The organism is Sphingobacterium paucimobilis HER1398, from assembly GCF_000416985.1.
Classification (GTDB): domain Bacteria; phylum Bacteroidota; class Bacteroidia; order Sphingobacteriales; family Sphingobacteriaceae; genus Sphingobacterium; species Sphingobacterium paucimobilis.
Genome location: NZ_ATDL01000010.1, coordinates 87,664 through 102,055, shown reverse-complemented (window position 1 = coordinate 102,055; position 14,392 = coordinate 87,664). Strand labels below are relative to the sequence as shown.

Annotated in this window: 19 protein-coding genes; all 19 read right to left on the bottom strand. The window is 37.5% G+C overall.

All coding sequences use genetic code 11. From position 1 onward, the window contains the following. A partial coding sequence (locus tag M472_RS0122590; protein WP_031301516.1) for a hypothetical protein occupies positions 1-230 on the bottom strand: 230 nt, incomplete at its 3' end. Positions 231-242: 12 nt separating this feature from the next. Then, positions 243-869 (bottom strand): hypothetical protein, encoded by a 627-nt coding sequence (locus M472_RS30325; protein WP_021069639.1) that lies wholly within the window; start codon positions 867-869, stop codon positions 243-245. Between the two features lie 13 nt (positions 870-882). Continuing rightward, positions 883-1,449, bottom strand: coding sequence for a hypothetical protein (locus M472_RS30320; protein WP_021069638.1), 567 nt, complete (start codon positions 1,447-1,449; stop codon positions 883-885). 87 nt (positions 1,450-1,536) lie between these two features. Next, complete coding sequence (locus M472_RS30315) at positions 1,537-2,163, bottom strand: hypothetical protein (protein WP_144062671.1); 627 nt, start codon at positions 2,161-2,163, stop codon at positions 1,537-1,539. A gap of 13 nt (positions 2,164-2,176) precedes the next feature. Continuing rightward, positions 2,177-2,833 (bottom strand): hypothetical protein, encoded by a 657-nt coding sequence (locus M472_RS30310; RefSeq protein WP_021069636.1) that lies wholly within the window; start codon positions 2,831-2,833, stop codon positions 2,177-2,179. Positions 2,834-2,939: 106 nt separating this feature from the next. Continuing rightward, on the bottom strand, positions 2,940-3,248 hold the full coding sequence (locus M472_RS30305) for a hypothetical protein (protein WP_021069635.1): 309 nt from the start codon (positions 3,246-3,248) through the stop codon (positions 2,940-2,942). A 65-nt stretch (positions 3,249-3,313) separates the two neighbouring features. Next, on the bottom strand, positions 3,314-3,712 hold the full coding sequence (locus M472_RS30300; protein ID WP_021069634.1) for a hypothetical protein: 399 nt from the start codon (positions 3,710-3,712) through the stop codon (positions 3,314-3,316). A 34-nt stretch (positions 3,713-3,746) separates the two neighbouring features. Next, complete coding sequence (locus M472_RS30295) at positions 3,747-4,385, bottom strand: hypothetical protein (RefSeq protein WP_021069633.1); 639 nt, start codon at positions 4,383-4,385, stop codon at positions 3,747-3,749. A gap of 12 nt (positions 4,386-4,397) precedes the next feature. Beyond that, the gene (locus M472_RS30290) at positions 4,398-5,030 is read right to left on the bottom strand and encodes a hypothetical protein (protein ID WP_021069632.1); all 633 of its coding nucleotides are present in this window, start codon (positions 5,028-5,030) and stop codon (positions 4,398-4,400) included. Between the two features lie 126 nt (positions 5,031-5,156). Further along, complete coding sequence (locus M472_RS30285; protein ID WP_394330228.1) at positions 5,157-5,321, bottom strand: chitin binding peritrophin-A domain-containing protein; 165 nt, start codon at positions 5,319-5,321, stop codon at positions 5,157-5,159. A 74-nt stretch (positions 5,322-5,395) separates the two neighbouring features. Next, positions 5,396-6,082: a DUF1573 domain-containing protein gene (locus M472_RS30280; RefSeq protein ID WP_021069630.1), complete on the bottom strand. Its 687-nt coding sequence runs from the start codon at positions 6,080-6,082 to the stop codon at positions 5,396-5,398. Beyond that, the gene (locus tag M472_RS30275) at positions 6,079-6,459 is read right to left on the bottom strand and encodes a hypothetical protein (RefSeq protein ID WP_021069629.1); all 381 of its coding nucleotides are present in this window, start codon (positions 6,457-6,459) and stop codon (positions 6,079-6,081) included. The genes M472_RS30280 and M472_RS30275 overlap by 4 nt, the downstream gene beginning before the upstream one ends. 144 nt (positions 6,460-6,603) lie before the next feature. After that, positions 6,604-6,864, bottom strand: a complete 261-nt coding sequence (locus M472_RS30270) for a helix-turn-helix domain-containing protein (protein WP_021069628.1) — start codon at positions 6,862-6,864, stop codon at positions 6,604-6,606. 9 nt (positions 6,865-6,873) lie between these two features. Next, a complete protein-coding gene (locus M472_RS30265) occupies positions 6,874-7,590 on the bottom strand; it encodes a hypothetical protein (RefSeq protein WP_144062670.1) in 717 nt (238 codons plus the stop codon). A gap of 103 nt (positions 7,591-7,693) precedes the next feature. Beyond that, a complete protein-coding gene (locus M472_RS30260; RefSeq protein WP_021069626.1) occupies positions 7,694-9,037 on the bottom strand; it encodes a TlpA family protein disulfide reductase in 1,344 nt (447 codons plus the stop codon). A gap of 42 nt (positions 9,038-9,079) precedes the next feature. Next, on the bottom strand, positions 9,080-10,300 hold the full coding sequence (locus M472_RS30255; protein ID WP_158499885.1) for a thioredoxin family protein: 1,221 nt from the start codon (positions 10,298-10,300) through the stop codon (positions 9,080-9,082). A 21-nt stretch (positions 10,301-10,321) separates the two neighbouring features. Beyond that, complete coding sequence (locus M472_RS30250) at positions 10,322-11,827, bottom strand: retropepsin-like aspartic protease (RefSeq protein WP_021069624.1); 1,506 nt, start codon at positions 11,825-11,827, stop codon at positions 10,322-10,324. Positions 11,828-11,838: 11 nt separating this feature from the next. Next, the gene (locus M472_RS44450; protein WP_021069623.1) at positions 11,839-13,002 is read right to left on the bottom strand and encodes a TlpA family protein disulfide reductase; all 1,164 of its coding nucleotides are present in this window, start codon (positions 13,000-13,002) and stop codon (positions 11,839-11,841) included. A 4-nt stretch (positions 13,003-13,006) separates the two neighbouring features. After that, positions 13,007-14,386, bottom strand: coding sequence for a TlpA family protein disulfide reductase (locus M472_RS30240; RefSeq protein ID WP_021069622.1), 1,380 nt, complete (start codon positions 14,384-14,386; stop codon positions 13,007-13,009). Between the last annotated feature and the right edge of the window lie 6 nt (positions 14,387-14,392).

The following is a 14,392-nucleotide window of genomic DNA, read 5'->3' as shown; positions in this document are numbered from 1 at the left end:
GTGTCTTTTTTACCGTTCATATTTAAAAATATCTTTATCCCTCCTAAGGAAGTTATTTTCTGAACATACTCATCTTTATAAAAATTCAAATATAAATACTGCTCATCGTTTGAAATACGATAGTACATCGCATTTTCCTTATCATAAGCCATTCCTTTCTTGGGATCGGTCTGGGCATAAGAAAAGGAAATAATACAGAATAATAAGACTAAGGTTAAACTGCCTTTCATTGATTAAATATTTTATTTCAGATCATAATTGATCCAGTTGTGCGACCAATTCTGTATATTCGAAAAATAGATATCTTCTTCTGGTGTTGTATTCATTAGTGTACCCAATGTAGCTCCGACTGGTAAAGGCTGAAGACGTACTCCACGCAACAATACCATAATAGATAATGTGTTATTATTACTCTTAAGTACACTACGGGGGATGCTTATTTTTCCTTTAAAAATAGAATAGTCTTTTTCATATTTGCTTTTCCCAGATATCTCTTTATATTTGGCTTCAGCGGTGATGCCGTACTTGTTATACACGGACATCTTACGATCAGGAACTCCAGTAAATCCTCTGGCAACTATTACCTCAAAGTCCTTATTGGGATAAGCATAAACTGGATATACCACATTCGGCACGTTAATGGTGTCTTTCTTGCTTGTCATATTAAAAAAAATCTTGATTCCACCTAGATTCGTCACTTTAGATGCATATTCATCTTTGTAAAAGTTCAAATAGAGGTACTTATCATCATTCGAAATATGATAATACATCATATTTTCTTTGTCATAAGTCATCCCCTTTTTGGGATTGGTTTGACCGTGCGAATACAAAACAAAAAGTATAGAGAATAATAACGCGATTACTTTCATTGATTTAATATTTTTATTTCAATTCATAATCAATCCAGGTATGAGTCCAGGTATCTAAATCTAATGACAAAGCATCTATTTCAGAAGAAGTATTGGTCCCTCTAGAATTTATTATCGGAGAAACTCTACCATCAGGTATCCGAATAGCGCGCGAACCCCTCATGAAGATCATTATCGCCAAATTATTCTTGGAATTTAATCCCTTGAAATACCTCAAAGGAATTTTAATACTACTTTGATACACATATTTATTTTTATGATAATTTCCCAAGGAATCCCTTCCTTCAATCTTTGCCTCCGCGAATATTCCATACTCGTTATAAACCGATAACTCTCCATTGGGAATACCAGATAAATTGAATAACTCTAAACTTTCAAAATTAACTGGTCGCTTATAAACAGGAAATTGAACAATAGGCACCCCTACGGTGTCTTTGATTCCTTCTACATTAAAAAAATACCGTAAACCACCCAACATCCTTGCTTTCATAGCATATTCATCCTTATATATTTTAACATCAAGATACTCTGTATCATTTGTGATTTGGTAGTATAACTTATTCTCTTTATCATATATCATCCCCTTTCTAGGGTCGGTTTGACAATAAGAATTTAAGCTTAAAAAGATTGCTGTTAGAATAAGAAGTACTTTCATTGATTAAATAATTTACTTCAGCTGATAATCAATCCAGCTGTGTGTCCAATAATCAATGTTCGAAAAATAAATATTTTGTTCTGGAGTTGTATTCATTAGAATTCCCAAATTAGCTCCTACAGGTAAAGGTTTTAGACGTACACCACGCAACAGCAGCATGATAGACAACATAGTGCTATTATCTTTCAGTAATTTACGAGGAATACTTATTTTACCTTCGAAAATTGAATAATCCTTTGCATATTCACTTTTGGTTGATATCTCTTTATATTTGGCCTCACCTGTGATCCCGTATTTATTATATATAGACATTTTGCTAGCCGGCACTCCAGTAAATCCTCGGGCTAGTATTATTTCGAAATCCCTATTAGGGTAACTGTATACAGGAAAGAGTATATTCGGTACATTTAAGGTGTCTTTTTCCCCAACCGTATTGAAAAAAATCATTATCCCTCCTGGTTTTATCACCTTGGCAGCATATTCATCTTTGTAAAAGTTCAAATAGAGGTACTTATCATCATTTGTAATACGATAATACATCGCATTTTCCTTATCATAAGTCATCCCCTTTTTGGGATTGGTTTGACCGTGAGAATACAAAACAAAAAGTATAGAGAATAATAACGCGATTACTTTCATTGATTTAATATTTTTATTTCAATTCATAATCTATCCAGGAATGGGTCCATGTGTCGCCCTCAAGAAAATATTGTTGTTGAGAGGTAGACGAACCATCAACAGGGATTGCATTTAAAAGTGGCGATGCAGCGCCTGGTGGGAGAGGTTCAAACCGCGAACCTTTCAGAAAAATGCAAATAGCTATTTTTTCTCCAATACCCACAGTCATATATTGTAGCGGAATACCTAATCTATAATTAAAAATATGACCATTTCTATCATAAAATCCTTTCTCTGGATTTTCTTTCAATTGAGCCTCTGCCGTGATACCATATTCATTATAAACAGACAGAACACCTACCGGTAAATCTGAAAAACGGTCTATTACTATTTCTTCCCATTTTAATTCTCTCCGTCCTCCTGGGGTCGGCTTCTTATATACGGGATATTGAACCACTGAAGCAGTAGATGTATCACGTCTTCCCTCAGAATTGAGAAATAACCTCAACCCTCCTCTCATCTCAACTTTACGAGCATATTCCTCTTTGAATAGTTGTATATAAAGATTTTCCTTATCATTACTTATTTTATAGTAAAGTCTATTTTCCTTATCATATATCATTCCCTTTTTAGGGTCAGTTTGACCATTGGCAAAGCCAATAAATAATAAGTAGCAAAAAAAAATCCTCATAATCTTTGAGTTATAATCTACCTCTAAAATAATGCTTTACCTGCATATGCTTCATAGACAATGTCTATGAAAATGATTTTAACTGCAAAGAAAAAAAACAGACAAATCAAAACTCGCTATTAACAGCCAGACGATAACTACCCGAGAACTCTGTCCATCGGCCATCATCTTTAATATTAGCCAAATTGCGATTTATAACTTCCGTTGGTACATTGGGCGTCTTATTTTTCATTACCTGCATCAATTTATCTTGCATCGAGACTTCCATCTGTTCTGCTAAAGCGATGTCTTGTTGTGAAGGCCTGATTTCTCTAAACCCACGTAATAGGATATTGAACTTAATCTCATTTCCATCAAAAAATGACTTCAAATGTATCAAAGGAATCGCCAATTCATACCGATAAGTTGGATCCACATACTCATCGTCGCTATCTTTTTCCAGAGTCCAGCCGACCTGTATACCGTGCTCGTTGTATAAGTTTAATGCTTTTCAGGTATACCGGAGACCCCCTCAACACCTATATTTGTCAACTGGTCGTGTGGAACGGCTTTGTCATTCTTAATCGCCAAAGGAAATGAAATGCTAGAACTGCTTTTTCGATCTTCTTTGCTAACCGAAAACTGCAATCCACCCCAGCTGAAAATTTTATTCGAATTTTCTTCTTTCTTTACCGCCAAATAAAGATACGTATCGTCATTTGCAAGACTATACCATAACCGTGTTTCTTTGTTATATATAAAATCGTTCTTATTCCATTCATCCAATTTGCCATCAAGAGAGACATCTTGCTTCCAGTGTGCAGGGGATACATCTTTTCCTGCGGTTTGTCCATTTACAAAAATTGGAAAAAGTAAGATCACTGTTATTAAAATTCTCATCAAGATAAGCGTAAGTAAATAGTGTTTATAAAAATCATTTCAATTCGTAACTGATCCAAGTTTCTGACCAAGTATCAGCCTCCAATGAGAGGGCATCTGTACTTGGAGAAGAATTCATGGATAGGGAATTTAAAATTGGAGACCTCCCCCCTGCAGGAATGGCAACATTTCGCCAACCTTTAAGAAAAATCATTATGGCAATAGTTCCCCTGCTTTCCAGTCCTAAAGAACTTAAAGGTATACAAAGGCTACTTGAAAAAACCGCCTTATTAATATGAAAATCTTCTAGATTCTCCTTAAGATCAAACTTGGATTCAGCAAGAATACCGTATTCATTAACCACAGACATTTCAACTTCTGGAATATTTTCTAATTTCGCGACACGGAGTACTTCCAGATTTCTTGGCTTCTTATAAATCGGATACTGAATCATTGGGACCGATGTCGTATCCTTTTTACCTTCGGTATTTATAAAAAATAGCATCCCACCCTGCATCATAACTTTGAGGGCATATTCATCTTTGTATATGTTTATATACAAATTTTCATTATCGTTGTTAATTTTATAAAAAAGCTTCGTGTTTTTGTCATAAGTCATTCCCTCATTGAGATCGGTCTGACAATAAGAGTTTAAGCTTAAAAAAATTGTTATTAGAATAAGAAATACTTTCATTGATTAAATAATTTACTTCAACTCATATTCTACCCACGACCAAGTCCAATCGTCAATATGAGACCAAAGCGCTTCCTCTTCAAGATTCGAATTCATTCCAGCCCCTCTAATAGCACCAAGAGGTGGTTGTACCAGACGTAATCCTCTCAACAAAATCATAATACTTATATTCTTATTTTTATCAATGCGCAATCCATTCAAGGGAATAGTGATTTGACTCTGAAAAACAGATCGATCCTTTGAATACCAATTTTTGCCCGATAATGCCATGATTTTAGATTCACCCACTATACCATACTCATTAAAGACAGACATTCTCCCCTCAGGAACCCCAGAGAAACCGGATGTCTCTATTTCTTCATAATCTTTTTTTGAGCGATTATACACAGGATAGACAATGTAGGGAACATTCATCGTGTCTTTTTTACCGTTCATATTTAAAAATATCTTTATCCCTCCTAAGGAAGTTATTTTCTGAACATACTCATCTTTATAAAAATTCAAATATAAATACTGTTCATCGTTTGAAATACGATAGTACATCGAATTTTCCTTATCATAAGTCATTCCCTCTTTTGAGGCTTTCTGAGCAAAAGAATAAGCTAATACAAAAAAAAACGTTAGGGTTAAGATTGTAACTTTCATATTGTTTTAAAATATATTTAAGGGGTCGTGAAAACCCTAATTTATCTTTTAATCATCATTAATTATAAACAATTTGCCGATGGATTAAATGCGGCCCAAGGAAACACACAGACTCTAGAATTCCAGTCAAAAACTACCTGCAGAACACTGCCTGGCAGCTGTTCTATTCTCAAAACATTGGTAATACCATCTACAATCTGAAAGATTTCCATACACTCCATCGTCCCTATTGTCACAAAAATTTCCATCAATAATAATTTCCCAATCATCTGCTTTGGCCGTATTAAACATAAATAGACCAGTAAAACAAAACATACAATAAAAAATAATTCTTTTCATAATACAAAAATTTAAATTGGTTAAATTTATTTATTCTTTACGACCCCTTCAATGATAAAAACAGCGGGTTCTTCCAAAACATTGGAAAAAAAAGTCACCTGTTGAATATAGTTCCCGATATTGCGAAGCTCATAAGTTAGCGCTACCGTACCTTGTCCTCCTGGCGGTATTGGTTTTTTATCCCAATTTGCACTTACACAATTACAAGAAGGCACCACTTCTGTCAATAGTAAATCTTTAACGCCTGTATTTTTTACCTTGACAACCACCGTCTTTTTATCGGAAGGCTGCCCTTCTCCAAATTGTAAGGCATATCTATCCAACTCCAGCTTCGGCCCCAAACTATCTATGGACTGCAGTTCTTCAGTAGAAATTAAACTCTTCTTTAAACCCGTATAAAGAAACTGATCTATATTGGTATTATGTCTCTGCATCAGCTGATCCAATAATCTTTCATCCTTTGTAAACTGGTATAGTAAATACGTATTGAAGAAATAAGGATAGGTATTAACACTCTTCCTCAGACGATCTAACTCATCTGGATCCAAAGATTCTTTTTTCTCATAGTTAAGATAAGACTGGATCTGTATATTTAAAAAGTCAATCTTTACGGCAGAGGAAACCTCCTTTGCTTCGTATTGATTTAGAAAAAGACCTTTGCCATCATCAAAAAATATTCTTTTATTGAACGTATTTTGAAAAGCTTCTTTCAAAACATGTAGCCTAGCCCCTTAACAAAACCGACTAACTCGTTTTCGGGATTTGTAATCAATATAAGCGGATAGGAAAATTCGCGTAGCAGTTGTTCCAGCCATTTGTTTTCGCTTTTTGTCAGATCCACCGACCTAAATAATACATTTGGAGGCAGACCAGAGAAACTGACCATTTTCTCTTTTACATAACTGCACAGATCGCACTTAGACATTCCCAATATGGTCACGATATAGTTGCTTCTGTCAGCATTATCTTCCTCCAAAAATTCGGTGAACGTCCTATTCTCCTGAAAATCGAATTTTGCAATTACTTTTTTCTCCTCAGCACAGCCCAATAAGAAAACGATAAAAGCCAGAATAAAACATATTAACCTCATGATTTCAAAATTTATAATTAGTTAAATATAATCAGTAAACACCACGGTTCAAATAGACATTCTCTATGAAAATTGATACTATAGCTAAAGAGTATATCCTACGCGCGAATAGAATAACCAGCCTCAATTAGCAAATTATTTTAACTAGAGGGACGACTTTCTTGAGTCAGCGATATATAGCGCATATGAAGCAATAATTCGCAAAGAGCTCACTTCCAACACATTTGATATATCCTGTATATGTTCAAGCGTGATACGTGTGCGGCCATTTTCCATTAAACAATATGAATTTTGAGACAGCCCCATCTTGGTTGCCATCGTATCCTGAGAATAACCATGCTCCAAACGTAACCGCCTTAAAAAATCACCAAAGGTTTCTGAAGAGAAGAAAATATCGTTTCCCATATCTGCAGATTACTCTAAAACAATCTTTGTAAAATACTCAGAAAAGGAAATGGAATCATTCGTTTCTTCTTCATACGGTGTCTTGGCAGCTGGTGGCATCATTCCATTATATATATGAGCCAATGCATTGCCCGTCTTTTTGATGTCCATACCGCGAAGGCATATTCCCAATGAAATCTCTCCCTTTTGTGTTGGAAGTAAAGATTTAGGGATAGCAATCTCTACCTTAAAAATACTTTTATTACGCCCTATTTTGCTTAACTCAATCTGACCGTCTGCCCGCATATCTTTAAGATGGCTCTTGTCTTCCATAAAACGAAAGGCAGTTGAAATTCCATGCTCATTGAAGACCGGAATGACAGCCGCGGACTGCCCGTTCAAATTCTCTACTTGTATAAAATCTTTCGCCTCTAGGCGCTTCTTAGGATCCTCCGCTGTAGGAATAGCGTAAGCGAAAGTAATGGTAAGTGACTTGTCCGTAATTTTTTCTGTATCAAATTGTAGCTGTACACCTCCAGATCGAACTTTTGCGGCATTAAAGTTTTTAAAAATTGCTATATACAGGAAATCCTCATCCTCCCTATAATCATAGCGAAGCTTGTTGTTCTTATCCTCAAAACGAAGAGAGGTATCTCCCCAGTCTTTCAGATCAGCATCAACATCAATCTGTGAAAAAGCATGATAGGACAGGCAAAATAACATCAATAACAAAAAGCATATTCTCATAATTGCTTTATTTAATGGTTTATAGAATTTGGTATTATTTTTTGTGAAAAAGAGAGGTTACCTTACGACAACCTCCCTATACACAAACAACATTATGAAACTTTTATTTCTTTAACCACTCGTCCAAAAGTGCTTTTAGCTTAGGATCGGATGGCCGTGGGCTATCGGCTGTAATCAGGTTGCCTGCTTTATCGATTAAAATGTATCGTGGAATACCAGTTACCTTATAGGCGTTAGATAGCTCATTATTTGTACCTGCATGGATCTGAAGACCTTTCATATGTTTTGTCTTCACATATTCTTCCCACTTTGGCTTATCCTGGTCTACGGACACACCTACAAAGGCAACAGGTTTATCCTTGTATTCCTCATTCAACTTTTCCCAGTATGGCTCTTCGGCTCGGCATGGTCCACACCAGGTCGCCCATAGATCAACCAGTACCAACTTTCCTTTCAGATCGTCCAAAGCCACTTTCTTTCCGGTAACATCTGGGTAGGCAAATTTAAAGGCAGGAACGCCAGTTTTTGTTTCCACTAACTTGGCTTCGACTGTCGCTGCACGTTGCTTTTGCTCTTCTAACGTAAAATATTTGTTAAATGCAGAGTTCATTTCCTGAAAATCATTGTACGAGCGCGAACTCTCTAACCTACCCACCACAAACTGTCCTTTCAGAACATCGTCAGGGATAGCGGCTACCTGCTGTTCGAAAGTCGGCCTGCTGGATAGATCGACCTTTCTGTATACTAAGCTTGATAAAAAGCGATCTCCGTAAGGCATATCTAATAATTGCTTAGTAAGATAACGATCCGCTTGAAATGCGGTGTAAAACTCACTCATCTCCTCTTTGCTGGGGTGTGCGGTACGGGGCATGTTTAAATATGAAGTAGCATAGTATGCAAAATCATAGTCCACTAAGGTCGGGAAAAGTGCATCAAACTTAGGATTACCTGTTTTTACAGATTTCCCAATCGATTCAATCTTGCCTTTAAAAGCTTCTACTTCAGGGAAGAAATCGACATATGTACTCATTCCCCCTGGGTTAGTCCCTTTTTCTTTAAAGCTTTGCGCTTGTTTATCCCAAGCATAAAGAGCTTCATTTTCTTTGCTATTTTTACCCAAGAGGTCGTACCCGACTTTCTTTACTGTGTAGTTGACCTCTTCTCCACCTTTAAAGTAAAACCGGTTTAAATCCTGTTGGTTCTGCGCTGTACCTGTACCTACAGCATACAATCCTTCATATTCTGGCGTAAAACGAAAGGCAAAACGTCCTTGTGTGTCAGGTGTAGATGTTGCAATTTCTACCAATCTTCCATTGTACACCTTAAACAAAGTCACTTTTTTGTATGGTGTGCTCTCAAAAGAGCCATTGATATTACTCGCCTGCTGTGCCTGTGCAGCGAACAAACTGAGCACTGCTGCGCATAGTAAAATTGTCTTTTTAATCATTATAATTCGTGTTTATTATTAAGTCCAATCGCTATTATTCACCTAGTCCATTGAAAAACCTAAAGTTCTCTTCAGATCCTTTGCCTCAAAGCCATTTGCATCTTTACGCTTAATGGCGGCCTGCATCGCCAAGGCTTCCTCCTTGTTGATTTTATAATATGGGTTCGTAAAATCAGCTGTTAAAAATTGCTCTACTGTCTTATCTGCACTCTTAAAGTCGCCTAAATACGTATACAATAGCGTTAGCTTATACTGATCGGTAAAATCTAATGGCTCCTTCTTGCTCTGGGCCTCATACTCTGCCAATAACGCTTTAAGTAGAGGCTTGTTACTCTTTTGGTCGATGATAACCTGTCCCAAAGCATTGCTACGCTCTTCCCACTTGGGATAAAGTGTGTACTTATCAATTAAAGCTAAATAGGCCTTGGCATCCTTGGAGGAATTGTAATAGTCTGCCACAAAATGGGGAAGGAAAACAGGCCACAACTTGTCATTGTATACCGGACGGATATAAGAAACTAACGCCTCCAGACTATCCAATTGTTGTGCCGCTCCGTATTGCTTACTTTTTGCTTTAGCTACATTATTTATTTTATTCATCAGTAGATTTCCGCCATATAACTGAATTAGCTTCGAAAGATTATTGTATGCCCAAAGATTATACTTCGGAAAGTTGGTTACCGAGTTTGCTAAAAAGGCTTGCTCGCTGAATAAATCTTTCTGCTGATCTAAATACTCCTCCAACTCTGAAAAAGGATGGTTTACACCAGTTTTGATAAAGCGCTCACTATAGGCGGCCGGATATTCGCTATCCAAATTTGTATCAAATGCTAAATAATTTTTAACAGCTTCCATCTGTACCGCTTTTTGTAATAAAGGAACAAATCTGTTTACGCCAAAAAAACCAGATTCTGTCAAAATAGCCTTCCCATCCTTATTCAAAATGACATAGGTAGGAAAGCCAGAAGCGCCATATTTACGGGCTAACTTTTTTCCATCCAATTCCTTCATGACGTCGGTTTTATACAAGATGTAGTTTTGCTGAATTTCCTGTTGAACAGAAGGATCCGGAAGTACGCGCTTGTCCATCTCGGCACAGGGCATACAGCCTACAAAATACATATCAATTAGAATTAGCTTATTTTCCTTTTTCGCCTGGGCTTTACAATCTTCAAAAGAGCCTTTAAAAGATTGGTCTTCTTGAGCATAAATGCTTACTATACCCATGAAAAGCATAAGCAAGAGACTTAATATTTTCTTCATTATCAGTTTATCTAAATACATTTATAAGTTTGTAATACTTCCGTCTTCTATTTCAACGGTAACTTCCTCACCAGCTACTGTTTTCTGCTGTATTTCAGCAATTAGCTCCGCCTTCTTTGCCAGTTTATCGGCTGGATAACTACCTAAGCTTTTAATTTTCGCTCCTTTAGCGAGCTCTGCCTTCGCCTCTCCAAAGCCTGCAGTACCCAATACCACTAGTTTGCCGTCATTGTCCCAACCCAACTGATAGTTCTTCAGCACAAAGTCCTGTGGCATGCTATGTAACTTATTCGGACTGAAAAAAACTTCTCCTTCTGCCAAGTTGATGGTCATATTGTAACGGCTTAATAAACGTACGCCGATAGATCCATCAGCACCCGGATTCCAGTTTTCGTTGTCAGAGGAGCCTCCCATTAATGTAACGGGAAGTCCCGACATCGGGCTTAAGCCAGCAATGTTGAATCCATAGCTCTTACCAAGGAAAGTCGGCGAAGATATGCCCATACTGACGGTAGCAGCCTGTACCTCGGGCTTAAATCCTGATACCAATAGCTTATTCTGTCGAACAAAGGGCCTGAAACAGATCAGGTCATAAGATGCACCTGTATCAAACACAAAGTTGCCCGCATATTTTTTCCCCTGTACAATCTCAAGCTCGCCCGGGAGCATCATTATTCCAGATGGCATACCTACCTGCACCGTCTGTCCTGTTCCTTCATAGGTGTGTGGCCCAAAACTGTATAAGGAAAGCATATTGCTATCGTAATCGATATGGGTAATGTAGCGACGGATCAGCGCATTGCCAATGATGCCTTCGGCATGATCTCTGCCCATCTCTGGAAAAATCGCAATACCCATCCCCTTAAGGGAAAGGGTATCCAGCGATACCGTATTGTTGTCTGAAACTTGTATTGTTTTGTTTCCACCGACTACAGAAGCATTATTCTCGCGGGTTATTTTCAATCCGATCTCATCTGCCAACGATTGGCTCAGCGCCATCCCATCTGCCCCGGTATCAAACAAAAGATTTAATGGTCTTTCAAACCCATTGATTCTTACTTTCAAAACGATGGAACCATTGTGATTTTCGAAAGGGATTCGTGCAACCAAACGTGATTTTACCTCCCGCTTTAATCCATATAAGAGATCAAATTGGGTGAGATACAATAATTGTCCTTTAGTATTTACCAATACTTGAGAGACAGTTTTATTCCCGTCCTTTTCGGTAAATTCTACGTTATAAAGTATTCCTTTTGAGGTCGATTCATGCCTCAAAATCTGCATGGACAAGGCCCCGTAATTTTTAATAACTTGATGAAGTCGGAACTTAGCCCCTTCTGCAGTATGTCCCGCTACAGCAAACTCATCTGCCAGATATGTGGAGAGCCCGGAAGTATCTTGGGTCTGGAGAGATTTGTTGATTGCAGCGGAAAATTGGAGCTTCTCTTTTGACTGTGCCTTTACAACATTACTACCAAACAACACTGCTGCTGCTAATATAATTAACTTAGTTTTTCCGCTCTGCATGGATTCCTGTTTTAATAGCCGTATATATTCCTCAAGGCAACATCAATGTCGTCTGTTGCGGAAGCTGTTATTCTCAAAATGATTTTGCCCTGGGCATCAACCAATATTTTGGTTGGAAAGCCTGTAATTGCATAAGATTTAACAATATCAAACTGTTCTTTATTCTCATTATTCAAAACATTAACCCAATGTATACCTAATTCATCTATTGCTTTCTTCCAGCTTTCATTCGCTTCCTCAGGTGTCTTGCCTCGTTCCTGTGCCACTCCAACAATTTCAAAGCCTTTGCCTTGGTACTTCTCATACAGCTCTAACAAATGCGGCATACTTGCACGACATGGCCCACACCAACTCCCCCAAAAGTCTATAAGAAATACTTTCCCTCTTAAATCTTCTAATTTAAATGGCTTACCAATAGCGGTAGTGCGTTCAAAAGTTTTTGCTATCGTTCCCTTCGCTGTTACCGCTTCTCGTTGGATGTTATTTTGTATTTCTTTCCCTACTCTTGTACTTTGATAGCTCTTGTTTAATTGGTTAAAAGTCTTTGCATAGTCATCAGAGGTGTAAATATTCTTGAGTCTATATAATAGAAAAAGACTTACGTAAGAATCTGGGTACGCTACTATGAATTTCTTCTGAGCTGCATATTCCTGGCGATGCAATATACTCATCTCCTTCATTAGGTTTTTGCCTTCTTCCGTATCGCTCTTTACCTCTCCTTTTATCAGAGGTTCATATAAAGCCGTCACTTTACGTGTGATATCCGCTGTAGATTGGCGTAAAGCATTGTAATCATTATTCTCCTCTCCTCCTGAAACAACAGCCAACTCTAACTCGTCATGCTGTCCTGTAATCTGAATATCTTCTTTATGGATGAAAAGATTTAAAGGTCTATACATTACTCCATTCATAGGGTCTGCTCCAGTAAACCTCAGCATGCCATCAATGACCAAAGCCTGCTTAGGTACAGTAAACTGAAACGCACCGGACATTACATTTGAGGATGTACGGAAATCTTGTCCGTCATGATCAGTAAATGAAAACCAAACTTTTTGAATCTGATCTGCTGTACCTTGCTTTAATATTCCGCTGACCAAGAGGCTATCTCCCTGTGCAAAAGATAGCACAGGGAACGATAAGGCTCCTGCAATAATTAAATTCCAAAATTTACGCATGCTTTTATTTTTTTGATAGCACGTTCTCTAATAATTGCTTAAGCTCTGGATTAGAAGGACGAGGTGAATCTACAGTAACAATTTTGCCATCTCTATCGAAAACCATAAAGCGCGGAATACCTTTAATCTTATAGTACTCAGCTATAGCTCCCCAGCCTGATGCAAATAACTGTATACCACCAAGATTTTCATCCTTGATCATTTTTAACCATTTTTCTTTATCCTTCTCTTCATCCACTGAAATACTCACAACCTGTACGTCAGTACCTTTCATCTCTTCCTCCAACTTCTTTAGATGAGGAATCTCTGCTTTGCAAGGACCACACCAAGTAGCCCAAACATCAACAAGTACAACCTTACCTTTTAAATCACTGAATTTGACAGACTTACCATTATTATCAGGAAAAGAAAAATTCAGACCTTGATCTCCAGCCTTAAGCTGTGCCATATCATTCATGATGGCTATAGCTCGTTTTTTTTGTGAGTCCGTCAAAAAAAAGCTTCTATATTTGTCTGCAGCTTCTTTATAAGCTGTGTAATCTTTTTGACGTGCGAGATACGTCAAAACAGCATCACCTTTTAGAGTATCGTTATTTAATAGGGCAATACTATTTTGCAAACCCTCTATCCCCTGTATATAGGGACGGTTTTTAATACGTGCCTCAACAGAAGCTACACCGCCTAAAGTACGATCTCCCCAAGGCATATTGTAAACGGTAGAAGCAGATTTAGAAAAGTCTGATAAAGATATAGTACTATAATAGGAAGAATACTCTTCTACAGCAGGGTGCACTGTTCTTGGTGTGTTTAAAAAATTAGTTGCGTTTGCAGCCATATCCCACTTGATAAATGTAGGCAAAAAGGCGTCAAACTTCTTATTCCCAGACTTATTATGCTGAGCAAAGGTATCTGCCTTTTTAGTTAGTATCTCTAGCTCGGGAAAAAAATCAACGAATGAGCTTTGAACTCGTTGCCAAGAAAAAGCTTTATTCTCTACAGTATTAGCTTCTTTGTGCCATTTGGCCAATATTTGATTCTCTTTACTGTTTTTATTTCCAATAAGATCATAACTGAAATCCGTAATATTCAGTTCAAGCTCCTCTCCTCCTTTAAAGTAAAATGTTAAATTATCTGTTTGACTACCGATCTCCCCGGTTCCAAGAGCATAAAACCCTTCATAATCAGGATAAAAAGTAAACCCAAATTTGTTATCGCCCTGAGGAACAGCGCTAGCAATCTCTTGCATATTACCTTCGACAACCTTAAATAGTTTTATGGGACGGACAAATTCTCTGTCCAAAATTCCTTTGACCTGTACGGGTTGTTGGGCAAATAGTGCAGCACCCGAAAGTGCTGCAAATAATGTTAAAAGTGTTTTTCTCATTATAAA